Origin of the sequence: Macromonas nakdongensis, assembly GCF_002837145.1 — a bacterium.
Taxonomy (GTDB): Bacteria; Pseudomonadota; Gammaproteobacteria; order Burkholderiales; family Burkholderiaceae_C; genus Macromonas_B; species Macromonas_B nakdongensis.
Genome location: NZ_NWMV01000003.1, coordinates 67437 through 79135, shown reverse-complemented (window position 1 = coordinate 79135; position 11699 = coordinate 67437). Strand labels below are relative to the sequence as shown.

Below are 11699 nucleotides of genomic sequence, written 5' to 3'. Positions count from 1 at the left end.
CCCGCCGGGCGGCCCAGGCGCTGGCCCAGGCGGTCCAGGCGCTGGGCCTGCCACTCCAGCCGGCGCCAGGCGGTCTGCTGCAAGCGTCCGGTGAAAGCGGTCAAGGTGCTCAGCAGGGCCTCGCGGGCTGGGGCGCACAACTCGGCCGCCCCGGTGGGGGTGGGCGCGCGCAGGTCGGCGGCAAAGTCGGCCAGGGTGAAGTCGGTTTCGTGCCCCACGCCGCAGACCACCGGCATGGGGGCCTCCACCAGTTTGCGCACCACCAGCGGGCTGTTGAAGGCCCACAGGTCTTCCAGCGAGCCACCGCCGCGGACCAGCAACAGCACGTCGCAGGCGCCGGTGGCGCGGTGGTGGGCATAGGCCTGGTCCAGCGCGCGGCACAAAGCGGCCGGCGCGCCCTCGCCCTGCACGGGCGAAGGGAACACCGTGACCGGCAGATGGGGCACCCGCCGCTGCAAGGTGGAGGCGACATCGCGCAGGGCCGCCGCGTCCAGCGAGGTCACCACGCCGATGCCGGTCGGAAAGGCCGGCAAGGGGCGCTTGCGGTCGGCGGCGAAGCAGCCCTCTGCCTCCAGCTCGGCCTTGAGCCGCAGAAACTGCTCGTACAAGCTGCCCTGCCCAGCGCGGCGCACGCTTTCGACGATCAATTGCAGGTCGCCCCGCGGGCCGTACACGTCCAGCCGGCCCTGCGCCTCCACGGTCAGCCCGTCGCGCAGGTCGGTGGCACCGGTCTGTGCCGCCCGGCGGAACATGGCGCAACGCAGTTGGCCCTGTTCGTCTTTCAGGGTGAAGTAGCAATGCCCGCTGGCGGCCCGCGAAAAGCCCGAAATCTCGCCCTTCACCGTGACCGGGTTGAAGCGGGCCTGCAAGGCATCGGCCAGGGCGCGCAGCAAGGAGCCGACGCCCCACACCTGGCGCGCTTCGCGCAGCGCAGGGCGGGCCGGTTCGTGTTCAAACAAGGCCACGACCGGACCCCACCGCAGAGAATTGCCCACAAGCCCGACGGCTCGGCGCGGCACCCCACCCATCGTTCAACACGCCCGCCCCTGCACTGTAAAGCACTGATTTCACAGCAGTTTTCACCCGTCTCGTCAACAAAAAATTGGAGGCCTGGCGTGGAAAAGCCGGCATTTGCCCCGGAAACCCGAACTTGCCCACAAAGTTATCCACAACCCGTGTGCACCCCACCCGACCGCCAGGCCACTCGGCACGGCGCCGGGGCGCACGTGCGGCGGCGCCCATGCCTGGGCCATAATGCGGCCATTGACTGCGCTCCGGCGCACCGCGAGGAGTCCTGCATTGTTTTCGATCATACAAGCCGCCGGCTGGCCCATCTGGCCACTGATCGCCTGCTCGATCCTGGGCCTGGCGCTCATCATCGAACGCCTCCTCAGCCTGAAAACCGACAAGATCGCCCCACCGCAACTGCTGGAAGAGGCCATCATGGCCTCGCGCACCGGCGTGCCCACGGCGCAGGTGGTGGACCAGCTGGCCGATAACTCGGTGCTGGGCGGTTTGCTGGCCACGGGTTTTCGCACCCTGCTCAAGAACCCCCAGGCCAGCGAGGACGAGTTGCGCTCCGGCCTCGAATCGGCTGGCCGTCTGGCAGCGGCGCAACTGCAGAAGTACCTGGCGGCACTGGCCACCATCGCCTCGGCGGCGCCGCTGCTGGGCCTGCTGGGCACGGTCATCGGCATGATCGAGATTTTCGGTTCCCAGGCCGGGACCGGCGGGCTGGCGCCCGGGGGCGGTAACCCGGAGCAACTGGCACACGGCATTTCGATCGCGCTCTACAACACCGCCTTCGGCCTGATGGTGGCCATCCCCGCGCTGATCTTCTGGCGCTACTTCCGCAGCCGGGTCGACGCCTACCTGCTGCACATGGAGGTGGCGGCCGAGCGCTTCGCCCACCACCTGCTGACCCTGCGTCGCTGACCTGCGGGCGGACACGGCCATGAACTTTCGCCAGGGCGCGCGCGAGGAACCCGAGATCAACCTGATCCCGTTCATCGACATCCTGCTGGTGGTGCTCATCTTCCTGATGCTGACCACCACCTACAGCAAATACACCGAACTGCAGGTGAACCTGCCCGTGGCCAACGCCGACCAGACGCGCCAGCATCCGCAAGAGATCCAGGTGTCGGTGGGACAGGACGGCCGTTACGCCGTCAACGGCCAGTTGCTGGACAAGAGCGGCGTGGAAAGCCTGACCAGCGCCTTGCGCGCGGCCGCGCCCGGCGGCGCCGAACACGTGGTCGTCATCAGCGCGGACGCCGCCGCCACCCACCAGGCGGTGGTCAACGTGATGGACGCGGCACGCCGCTCCGGCCTGAACCAGATCACCTTTGCCACCCAACAAGCCCTTGAGCGCTGATTCCCGCCCTGCCACCGGGCCGCAGCTGGTGCAAGCCTGGCAGACCCGTGGCCCGCTGGCCTGGGCCTTGCGCCCGCTGTCCTGGCTGTACGGTGCACTGCTGGGCCTGCGCCGCTGGGCCTACCGCCTGGGCTGTTTCCCGACCCAACGGCTGCCGGTGCCGGTGCTGGTGGTGGGCAATGTGGTGGTGGGCGGTGCGGGCAAGACCCCCACGGTGATCGGCCTGGTGCAACACCTGCGCGCCCGGGGCTGGACGCCTGGGGTGGTGTCGCGCGGCCACGGCCGGTCGCAGGACGGCTGCCTGCCGGTGGACGCCGACACCGACAGCGCCGTCGCGGGCGATGAACCAACGCTGATCGCGCGCCACACCGGTGCCCCCCTGGTGGTGGGGCGCGACCGGGTGGCGGCCGGTCGGCTGCTGCTGGAACGCCACCCCGAGGTTGACATCGTCGTCAGCGACGACGGCATGCAGCACTGGGCCCTGGCCCGCGACCTGACGGTGGTGGTGTTCGATGCCCGTGGCACCGGCAACGGCTGGTTGCTGCCGGCCGGGCTGCTGCGCGAGCCCTGGCCGGCCCGCCCCTGGGGCCAGGGTGCCCTGCTGGTGCTGCACACCCAAACACCACAACACCCTCTGGCAGGAAGCTCCCCCCACCCGGCCTTCACCGCCACACGCCAACTGGCCAGCACCGCCCTGGCGCCGAACGGCGGGCAACTGGCTTGGACCGACTGGGCCCAGCAGCCTCCTGAGGCCCTGGGCGCCTTCGCCGGCATCGCCCAACCCGAGCGCTTTTTTGAGATGCTGCGCGAACGCGGCCTGCACCTGCAGCACACCCTGGCCCTGCCCGACCATGCACCCGCCAGCGCCTTCCTCCACGCCCTGGAGGGCCAAGCGGCCGGCACCGTGTGGCTGTGCACCGAAAAAGACGCGGTCAAATTGTTCCCGCTGCTGCGGGAGCGTCCGGATCTGCAGATCTGGGCCGTGCCCCTGACGCAAACCCTGCCCAGTGCCTTTCTGGCCGCGGTGGACGCGGCGCTCCAGGGGCTATCATCGCGCCATGGACACCAAACTCCTTGAACTGCTGGTCTGTCCCGTGACCAAAGGGCCGCTCCTCTACCGCCGCGACACGCAAGAACTGATCTCGCGCAGCGCCCGGCTGGCCTACCCGGTGCGCGACGGCATCCCCATCATGCTGGAGAACGAAGCACGCGAACTCAGCGAAGAAGAAGCCGCCCGCCCCGACGCATGAGCCCGCCCCCGTTCCACGTCCTGATCCCCGCGCGCCTGGCCTCCACGCGCCTGCCCGACAAGCCGCTGGCCGACATCGGCGGCCAGCCCATGGTGGTGCGGGTGGCCCAGCGCGCCCAGCAAAGCCCGGCCCAGACCTGCACCGTGGCCGCCGACGACGCCCGCATCGTGGCCGCCTGCGAAGGGGCCGGGGTGCGCGCCATCCTGACCCGCACCGACCACCCCAGCGGTAGCGACCGCCTGGCCGAGGCCTGTGACCTGCTGGGTCTGGCGGACGGGGACATCGTCGTCAACGTCCAGGGCGACGAGCCACTGATGGACCCGAATCTGGTGACGGCGGTGGCCACACTGCTGCATCAACGGCCCGATTGCGTCATGGCCACCGCGGCGCATGCGCTGGAGCAAGCCGACGAATTCGGCAACCCGAACGTGGTGAAGGTGGTGCTCGACCGGCGCCAGACCGCCCTGTACTTCAGCCGGGCGCCCATCCCCTGGTGGCGCGACGGCATGGCCGCCGACCCCAGCGCACTGCCGACCACGCCGCAGCCCTTGCGCCACATCGGGCTCTACGCCTACCGGGTCGGTTTCCTGCGGCGCTTTCCCACGCTGGAGCCGGCGCCGCTGGAACAGTGCGAATCGCTGGAGCAGCTGCGCGTGCTCTGGCATGGCGAACGGATTGCGGTGCACGTCGCCGCGCACGCCCCGGGGCCGGGCGTGGACACGCCCCAGGACCTGGCGCGCGTGCGCGCCCTGTGGGCCGCCGCTCAGGCCTGAGGCACCGGCTTGGTGCTGTAAGCCAGCGTCGGCAATGCCCATGCTATCCTCGGGTGTTGCCCCGAACCTGGGGACGGCGCCGGAGACAGGCCGGCCGCGAAGATTTCAAACCTTAGAGAGAAAAGGAAAGTCATGCGACTGATTCTGTTGGGCGCACCGGGCGCCGGCAAGGGCACCCAGGCCAACTTCATCTGCCAGAAGTACGGCATCCCCCAAATTTCCACCGGCGACATGCTGCGCGCCGCCGTCAAAGCCGGTACCCCCCTGGGCCTGGAAGCCAAGAAGGTGATGGACGCCGGCGGCCTGGTGAGCGACGACCTGATCATCAACCTCGTGAAAGACCGCATCGCCCAGGCCGACTGCGCCAACGGCTTCCTGTTCGACGGTTTCCCGCGCACCATTCCCCAGGCCGATGCCATGAAGGCCGCTGGCGTGAAGCTGGACTACGTGCTGGAAATCGACGTGCCCTTCGATGCCATCGTCGAGCGCATGAGCGGTCGCCGCTCGCACCCGGCTTCGGGCCGCACCTACCACGTCAAGTTCAACCCGCCCAAGGTGGCCGGCGTGGACGACGTGACCGGTGAAGCGCTGGTGCAGCGTGACGACGACAAGGAAGAAACTGTGAAGAAGCGCCTGGACGTGTACAGCGCCCAGACCCGCCCGCTGGTGGACTATTACAGCAACTGGGCCAAGGCCGACCCGTTGGCCGCGCCCCAGTACCGCGCCATCAACGGGACCGGCAGCGTCGAAGACATCACCGCCCGCGCCTTCGCCGCCCTGGCGGGTTGAGCCTGGGGCTCACAGCAGCTGGAGCATCAGCGCCAGCCGCGCCTTGGCCGGGGGCAGTTCGCTGACCGGAAATGGACTGTCGCCCCCCGCCAGCACCCGACCGCGGGGGCAGCGGGTGGTGCGCCAGACCACCACACCGGCCGCCTGGGCCGCCTCCAGGGCCGCACTCAGATCGCGGTGCACGGTGCCGTTGCCGGTCCCGGCCACCACCAAACCCTCCAGCATTTCGCCGCGCGGCGCCCCCCGTTCCAGGGCGCGCGCCCGCTGCTCCAGCAAGGCCTGCACCAGCCAGGCACTTTGACCGCCGTGGCTGCTCAGCCACTCCACCCGGGGCCAGGCCGGGGCCGCGCACAGACTCTCCCAACGCGGCCACAAGGTGCCGGCACGGGGCCAGTCGCGCCAATGCGTGAAACGCCCTTCCTCCAGCACGCCCAGAGCCCCGGCATCGCCCGAATCGAAGGCCACCAGGCGGTGGTTGTGCACCTTGCGCACGTCCAGGCCGGAGTGCACCTCACCGGCACAGACCGCCAGCACCCCGCGTGCGCCCGGCAAGGCGGCGACTGCCAGCGCGTCGGCCAGGTTGGCCGGGCCATCGGCCTGGGCCGAGGTCGCCGGTCGCATGGCACTGGCCAGCACCACCGGCTTGGCCGGTTGCAGCACCGCGTACAGGAGGTAGGCCGTTTCCTCCAGGGTGTCGGTGCCATGGGTCACCACCACGCCACGCACCTCGGGCCGCTGCACGTGGGCCTGCACCGCCTGCAACAAGGTGCGCCAGACCGCGCTGTCCATGTCCTTGCTGTCGGTCTGGGCGACCTGTTCGCACACGCCACGCAGGCCCGGGGGCCAGGCCACCCCTGCCAGCAGCTCGTGCACCGGCACCTCGCCGGCGCGGTAGCCGATGTGATCGGCCGGATCTGCCGCACGCCCGGCGATCGTCCCGCCCGTGCCCAGCACGACCAGCGTGTCTTGCTTCATCTGAACTCCCACAGTCGCGCCCACCCGCGGCGCTTGTGCGCGGGCTTGGGGTAAGCTCCACGCGCCATGTCCTACACACTCAAAGCCCCGGTACAGCACGAGCTGGTGATCAAAAAAAGCCGGTTTTTGGCCACGGTCATGCCCGTAGCCGACCGGGCCGAGGCCCAACACGTCGTGCAAGGCCTGCGCCAGCAGCATCCTACCGCAGCCCACGTGTGCTGGGCCTTGCTGGCCGGCGGACAGTCGGCGGCGGTGGACGATGGCGAACCCGGCGGCACCGCCGGCCGCCCCATGCTGGAAGTGCTGCGGCGCCAGGACCTGGAAGGCACCCTGGCGGTGGTGGTGCGTTACTTCGGCGGGGTGAAGCTGGGCGCGGGCGGACTGGTGCGCGCCTACACCGACGCGGTGGCCCAGGCCCTGCTGGGGGCAGAAAAAGCCGTGCGCGTGGCGCAGTCGCAAGCCCGGTGCTCCGTCCCCTATGCGCTGGAAGGCTGGCTGCGGCGCACGCTGGCCGCGCACCAGGCACAACTCCTGGCCACCGACCATGGCGACGTGGTGACGGTGTGCTTTCGGCTCGACACCGCGGCACTGGCAGGCCTGCAAACCGAGTTGAACGAGGGCGGACAGGGCCAGTTGCGCTGGCACGACCCCGAGTAAGTAAGCTGCGCGACAGGACCCGGCGTCGGCCCTCGGGTAGATTGCCGGCCATGCGCAACGCCCCGGCCGCCCCCTCCCTCATCGATTCACGCCAGGCCGCCTGGCGTCTGCTGGTCACCCTGGGGCTGGTGGTGCTGGGCAACAGCAGCATGTACGTGGTGTCGGTGGTGCTGCCCACGGTGCAGGCGGAATTCGAAATTGGCCGGGCCGATGCCTCCCTGCCCTACACCCTGATGATGGTCTGCCTGGGCCTGGGTGGCCTGTGGACCGGCCGGCTGGCCGACCGACATGGGCTGATGCCGGTGCTCTGGATCGGGGCGCTGGCGGTGTGTGGCGGCTTCGTCGCGGCGGGGATGTCCGACAACATCTGGCTGTTCGGCCTGGCCCACGCGGTGCTGGGACTCATTGGCAGCTCGTCCACCTTCGCCCCGCTGCTGGCCGACACCGCCCTGTGGTGGCAACGCCGGCGCGGCATTGCCGTGGCGGTGTGCGCCAGTGGCAATTACGTCGCGGGGGCCATGTGGCCGCCGATCGTCCAGCACGGGATCGAAACCATCGGCTGGCGCCAGACCTATGTGTTGCTGGGGCTGGCCTGCGGCCTGGGGATGCTGGCCTTGTCGTGGTGGATGCGGCAACGCCCTCCCCTGGCATTGGCCACACCGGCCCCCAGCGTACCCGGGACCGCAGCGCCCCTGCCCGACCGCAGCCGCCCCTTTGGTCTGGCGCCCGCGCCGGCACAGTGGCTGTTGTGCGTGGCCGGCGTGGCCTGCTGTGTGGCCATGTCCATGCCGCAGGTGCACATCGTGGCGTACTGCACCGACCTGGGGTTTGGCGCCGCGCGCGGGGCGGAAATGCTGTCGCTGATGCTGGCCTGCGGGATTGTGAGCCGCCTGGTTTCGGGCGTGATTTGCGACCGCATCGGCGGCGTGCGCACGCTGTTGCTGGGGTCTGCCCTGCAAGGTGTGGCGCTGCTGCTCTTCCTGCCCTTCGACGGTCTGGTGCCGCTGTATGCCATTTCGGCGATGTTCGGCCTGTTCCAGGGCGGCATCGTGCCGTCCTACGCCATCATCGTGCGCGAGCATTTCGCACCGCAGGAAGTGGGCGGCCGGGTCGGGGCGGTCATCATGGCCACACTGGTGGGCATGGCCCTGGGCGGCTGGCTGTCGGGCTGGGTGTTCGACGCCACCGGCAGTTACGACGCGGCCTTCCTCAACGGTTTGGCGTGGAACCTGTTGAACCTGTCCATCGCAGGCTGGCTGTACCGGCGGCTGCGGCGACAGGAACATCGGGTTGGGCCAACTCGGTGACAGGGCAATGCCGCAAGGCGTTCACCGCCGCCACCTGAACCACGTGCAACGCGTGGGCATCCACCACAGGGGACCTGCAGGCCATGTCAGGCTGCTCGTCCGCCGATCAGACCAAGCAGATGCGGTCCGAACTCGGCTGCAAGCGGCAAGAAAACGGGGAAGCTGCCCTGGTGTGTTGTTTGTTTCCCGAGCGATCACGCGCTGGGCACAACTCGAATCGTGGGGCTGAACGCCCTGTGGGCGTTCAGCAGTTTGGCCTTAAAAGCTGTGGCTCACGCCGACGTCGTAACCCGTCGAACTGCCGTTGACCGCTGCCGTGCCACCAATGTTCAACTGGGCACCGTTCTTGTTGCTCATGCGTGCAACCGTGGCGTACACCGTCGTGCGTTTGGACAAGCTGTGGCGGTAGCCCAGGGCCCACTTGCTGGCCTTGTCGTCCAGCGCATCGCCCACGGTTTCGGTCTTGATCGCAGCGTAGGACACGAGCACCTTGCCCGCGGCCGACACCGGAATGGAGGCCCCCAGATCCCAACCGGTCAACTGGCTGGTTTCTGTACCGGTGGCGGTGGTGCGGGTTTTGTCCTGTGCCCAAGCGGCAAACACCTTGGCCACGCCAAAGTCGTAGCTGGCGCCCAGGTTGGTGGATGTGATGGTGCCGATCGTGGTTGAGGCGGCACTGGTGCCGCCATCCGTCTTGTTGTAGCCCACCCCCACGTCCAATGGACCGCCTTTGTAACCGATCCGGAAATTGGTCGAGCGCCCCGCCTCGTTGCCGGGCGCGGTTTTCTCGGCCAGGGCGTGTTGGAACGTGCCATAGAAACCGCCCAGGGTGTTCGGCAGGATGTAGGTGATGGCGTTGTTGCTCCAAATGATGTTGTTTTCCACCGCCGGGCTGGCGCCCAACGCGGCCTTGTACGCCGCCGAGCGGGCATCGTGGATGAGCGTGCTCCCGACGCCATTGGTCCCGAATGCACTGAAATTCGTCTGGTTGGCAAACGCCTGATCGAATTCGCGCCCCAGACGCAATTCACCGAATCGGCTTTCCAGCCCCACCCAGGCACCGCGATCACCCAAAGTCGTCGGTTTCGGTTCGTCCACAGGAACGGAGGTTTCCACCAGGAATTTGGTTTTCAATCCGCCGCCCAGGTCTTCGGTGCCGCGAAAACCCCATCGACTGGTGGCCGTGCCGCCGGACTTCACCCCCGTGAAATTTTGACCGCCGCCGCTGTTGCTGGTGTGCGTCAAGCCGGCGTCGACAACGCCGTACAGGGTCACCGAAGACTGGGCCCAAACGGCGCCGGCGCTCGCCAATGCCAGCAGGGGAATCAGTGTTTTTTTCATTGCAAATCCTTTTCAAATGGAATGGCCAAATGCCAATCGCATCCTATTCAAGAAAATTTTCCACTCCAAGAAATGAATTCAAAAAAGCAAATTCTCCACCTATTCAGGCATATTCAAATTCAAAAAATGAATACCCCAAACCCGTCTAAGTAGTTTCCCTAGTGCACCCAAAATTGTCACCTTGGCGACCCTCTTGAGCGGCTCCGCGTCCTTGAATGCCTGTGCCCACGCACCTTTTTTGGGCATGAGCGACGTTTTCCCCACAACCCAAGGAGACCGCATGAAACTCAAGACACTGATGGCCGCCCTCGCGGTGGCCGGCCTGACCGCGACGCCTGTCATGGCCCAGCAGAATCTGGAAAAGCTCAAACAGATGAAGGTGGCCACCACCGACCTCAACATCCCCCTGGTGCCACAAACAGGCCGCAACGCCGACGCCATCCGCGCGAACCTCAAAAACATCAAGCTGCCCGAAGGGTTCAAGATCGAACTGTTCGCGGTGGTACCCGATGCCCGCCACATGGCCGTGGCGCCCAGCACCAACATGCTGTTCGTGGGCACGCGCAAAACCAGCGTCTGGGCGGTGACCGACCGCAACAGCGACGGCGTGGCGGACGAGGTCAAGTCCTTCGCCCCCAGCCTGAAGTTCAGCAACCCCAACGGCGTGTGCTGGACCAAGGACGGCTTCCTGATCGTCGCCGAACACAACCGCGTGCTCACCTTCCCGGCGGCAGAATTCTTCTACGAAGGGCCGGACGTGGCCGTGGGTGAAGTGGTGCCCCAGGGCAAACTGGTCCCGACCGACGAGGAAAGCTACAACCACGGGGCCCGCACCTGCCGCGTGAGCGACGACGGCAAGCTCTACGTCACCCTGGGCCAGCCGTACAACGTGCAACCGCGCGACAAGGTGGAACTCTACGAAAAACTGGGCATCGGCGGTATGGTCCGCATGAACCTGGACGGCTCCAAACGCGAGGTGGTGGCCGTGGGCGTGCGCAACTCGGTGGGCATGGACATCAACCCCAAGGACAAGTCGGTGTGGTTCACCGACAACCAGACCGACGGCATGGGCGACGACACGCCACCGGGCGAACTCAACCGCATCAGCAAAGCCGGTGGCGAACACTTCGGTTACCCCTTCGTGCACGGCAAGAACACCCCGATCGCCGGCACGGCGGCGGCACCCGACCTCAAAGACATGAAAGCCCCGGCCAACTGGACCATGCCCCAGGTTGAATTCCCCGCCCACCAGGCGCAACTGGGCATGACTTTCTACAACGGCAAGATGTTCCCGGCCAAGTACCAGGGCGGCATTTTCGTGGCGGCGCACGGCTCGTGGAACCGCAGCAAGCCCAGCGGTGCGCTGATCGACTTCGTGTCGCTCAAAGCCGATGGCAGCGCCGACAAGCACGAGGTCTTCGCATCGGGCTGGCTGGACCAGAACGGCATTTACCGAGGGCGTCCGGTGGACGTGGCGGTGATGAAAGACGGCTCGCTGTTGATCAGTGACGACTTTGCCGGCGCGATCTACCGCGTGAGCTACGGCAACTGATGGGCCACCGTGCCCCTTGACCGGGGCACGGCCCGGGACGGCGGAGACCCCTGGCGGTCTCCGTCAACATCGGATTCACAAGACACTGGACACCCCATGCGCGTGACCCCTCTTCTGGCTGCAGCGCTGCTGCTCCCGACCGTCTCCACCAGCCACGCCGATGTGGCTGCCGGCAAAGCCCGGGCCCAGGTCGCCTGTGCCGTCTGCCACGGCATACAGGGCCTGTCCACCCAGGCCAACGTGCCGAGCCTGGCCGGGCAACCGAAAATTTACCTGGTGGAACAGTTGCGCAACTACCGCAGCGGCAAGCGCCACCACGAGGTCATGTCCGTGATCGCCAAACCCTTGAGCGACGAAGACATCCAGAACGTCACGGACTGGTACGCCTCGCTGGTGGTGAGTGTGGAAGAAAAATGAGCGCCACCCGGGGTGGCAAGCGATCCGACAGCGTGACGACTATGACAACGACAGGCCGTTCGTCACCTCGTCACGCCGGTTCTATCGACGAATGACAAAAACAAAGGGCCTAGGATTTCCCCTAGGCCCTTGATTTCAAACGAATTTGGTAGGCGCGATTGGACTCGAACCAACGACCCCCACCATGTCAAGGTGGTGCTCTAACCAGCTGAGCTACGCGCCTGGGTCGGTAACAAGACTCGTATTCTAGCAGGAAAAAAGACG

The 11699-nt window shown here is 67.2% G+C and carries 13 protein-coding genes and 1 tRNA gene; 10 read left to right on the top strand and 4 right to left on the bottom strand.

Annotated features, from left to right (window positions below; all coding sequences use genetic code 11):
- Positions 1-959, bottom strand: a 959-nt coding sequence (xseA, locus tag CON77_RS00700) for an exodeoxyribonuclease VII large subunit (protein ID WP_439650494.1), incomplete at its 3' end; no start/stop codon positions are given.
- Between the two features lie 340 nt (positions 960-1299).
- Here xseA and CON77_RS00695 point away from each other — a divergent pair.
- The 6 genes from CON77_RS00695 to adk all read left to right on the top strand — a co-directional run bounded on the left by CON77_RS00695 (position 1300) and on the right by adk (position 5186).
- A complete protein-coding gene (locus CON77_RS00695) occupies positions 1300-1935 on the top strand; it encodes a MotA/TolQ/ExbB proton channel family protein (RefSeq protein WP_101046803.1) in 636 nt (211 codons plus the stop codon).
- Positions 1936-1954: 19 nt separating this feature from the next.
- Positions 1955-2374: an ExbD/TolR family protein gene (locus tag CON77_RS00690; RefSeq protein ID WP_101046801.1), complete on the top strand. Its 420-nt coding sequence runs from the start codon at positions 1955-1957 to the stop codon at positions 2372-2374.
- The gene (lpxK, locus tag CON77_RS00685; RefSeq protein ID WP_101046799.1) at positions 2364-3452 is read left to right on the top strand and encodes a tetraacyldisaccharide 4'-kinase; all 1089 of its coding nucleotides are present in this window, start codon (positions 2364-2366) and stop codon (positions 3450-3452) included. Before CON77_RS00690 ends, lpxK begins: the two co-directional genes overlap by 11 nt.
- Positions 3433-3624 carry a Trm112 family protein gene (locus CON77_RS00680; RefSeq protein ID WP_101046797.1) on the top strand — a complete coding sequence of 64 codons (192 nt, stop codon included), beginning with the start codon at positions 3433-3435 and terminating at the stop codon, positions 3622-3624. Before lpxK ends, CON77_RS00680 begins: the two co-directional genes overlap by 20 nt.
- Complete coding sequence (kdsB, locus tag CON77_RS00675) at positions 3621-4397, top strand: 3-deoxy-manno-octulosonate cytidylyltransferase (RefSeq protein WP_101046795.1); 777 nt, start codon at positions 3621-3623, stop codon at positions 4395-4397. The genes CON77_RS00680 and kdsB overlap by 4 nt, the downstream gene beginning before the upstream one ends.
- Before the next feature lie 132 nt (positions 4398-4529).
- Positions 4530-5186 carry an adenylate kinase gene (gene adk / locus CON77_RS00670; RefSeq protein ID WP_101046793.1) on the top strand — a complete coding sequence of 219 codons (657 nt, stop codon included), beginning with the start codon at positions 4530-4532 and terminating at the stop codon, positions 5184-5186.
- Positions 5187-5195: 9 nt separating this feature from the next.
- Here the strand turns inward: adk and CON77_RS00665 are convergent, their stop codons facing one another.
- Complete coding sequence (locus tag CON77_RS00665) at positions 5196-6161, bottom strand: asparaginase (RefSeq protein WP_101046791.1); 966 nt, start codon at positions 6159-6161, stop codon at positions 5196-5198.
- A 66-nt stretch (positions 6162-6227) separates the two neighbouring features.
- Here CON77_RS00665 and CON77_RS00660 point away from each other — a divergent pair, with 66 nt between their 5' ends.
- A complete protein-coding gene (locus tag CON77_RS00660; protein ID WP_101046789.1) occupies positions 6228-6818 on the top strand; it encodes an IMPACT family protein in 591 nt (196 codons plus the stop codon).
- A 50-nt stretch (positions 6819-6868) separates the two neighbouring features.
- A complete protein-coding gene (locus CON77_RS00655) occupies positions 6869-8125 on the top strand; it encodes an MFS transporter (protein ID WP_101046787.1) in 1257 nt (418 codons plus the stop codon).
- Between the two features lie 258 nt (positions 8126-8383).
- Here CON77_RS00655 and CON77_RS00650 read toward each other — a convergent pair whose 3' ends face one another.
- Positions 8384-9466, bottom strand: coding sequence for a porin (locus CON77_RS00650; protein WP_101046785.1), 1083 nt, complete (start codon positions 9464-9466; stop codon positions 8384-8386).
- Between the two features lie 280 nt (positions 9467-9746).
- On the opposite strand from CON77_RS00650, the gene CON77_RS00645 reads away from it, so the two are divergent.
- Positions 9747-11018: a PQQ-dependent sugar dehydrogenase gene (locus tag CON77_RS00645; RefSeq protein WP_101046783.1), complete on the top strand. Its 1272-nt coding sequence runs from the start codon at positions 9747-9749 to the stop codon at positions 11016-11018.
- Positions 11019-11114: 96 nt separating this feature from the next.
- Positions 11115-11435 carry a c-type cytochrome gene (locus tag CON77_RS00640; protein WP_101046781.1) on the top strand — a complete coding sequence of 107 codons (321 nt, stop codon included), beginning with the start codon at positions 11115-11117 and terminating at the stop codon, positions 11433-11435.
- Between the two features lie 146 nt (positions 11436-11581).
- Here the strand turns inward: CON77_RS00640 and CON77_RS00635 are convergent.
- Positions 11582-11658 (bottom strand) — tRNA-Val (locus CON77_RS00635).
- Between the last annotated feature and the right edge of the window lie 41 nt (positions 11659-11699).

What these genes read in the sequence shown, in the direction of transcription:
- CON77_RS00690 (WP_101046801.1), top strand. Translation starts at nt 1,955, where the DNA reads ATGAACTTTCGCCAGGGCGCGCGCGAGGAACCCGAGATCAACCTGATC.
- CON77_RS00680 (WP_101046797.1), top strand. Translation starts at nt 3,433, where the DNA reads ATGGACACCAAACTCCTTGAACTGCTGGTCTGTCCCGTGACCAAAGGG.
- CON77_RS00660 (WP_101046789.1), top strand. Translation starts at nt 6,228, where the DNA reads ATGTCCTACACACTCAAAGCCCCGGTACAGCACGAGCTGGTGATCAAA.
- CON77_RS00650 (WP_101046785.1), bottom strand. Translation starts at nt 9,466, where the DNA reads ATGAAAAAAACACTGATTCCCCTGCTGGCATTGGCGAGCGCCGGCGCC.
- CON77_RS00645 (WP_101046783.1), top strand. Translation starts at nt 9,747, where the DNA reads ATGAAACTCAAGACACTGATGGCCGCCCTCGCGGTGGCCGGCCTGACC.
- CON77_RS00640 (WP_101046781.1), top strand. Translation starts at nt 11,115, where the DNA reads ATGCGCGTGACCCCTCTTCTGGCTGCAGCGCTGCTGCTCCCGACCGTC.
- CON77_RS00665 (WP_101046791.1), bottom strand. Translation starts at nt 6,161, where the DNA reads ATGAAGCAAGACACGCTGGTCGTGCTGGGCACGGGCGGGACGATCGCC.
- kdsB (WP_101046795.1), top strand. Translation starts at nt 3,621, where the DNA reads ATGAGCCCGCCCCCGTTCCACGTCCTGATCCCCGCGCGCCTGGCCTCC.
- CON77_RS00655 (WP_101046787.1), top strand. Translation starts at nt 6,869, where the DNA reads ATGCGCAACGCCCCGGCCGCCCCCTCCCTCATCGATTCACGCCAGGCC.
- adk (WP_101046793.1), top strand. Translation starts at nt 4,530, where the DNA reads ATGCGACTGATTCTGTTGGGCGCACCGGGCGCCGGCAAGGGCACCCAG.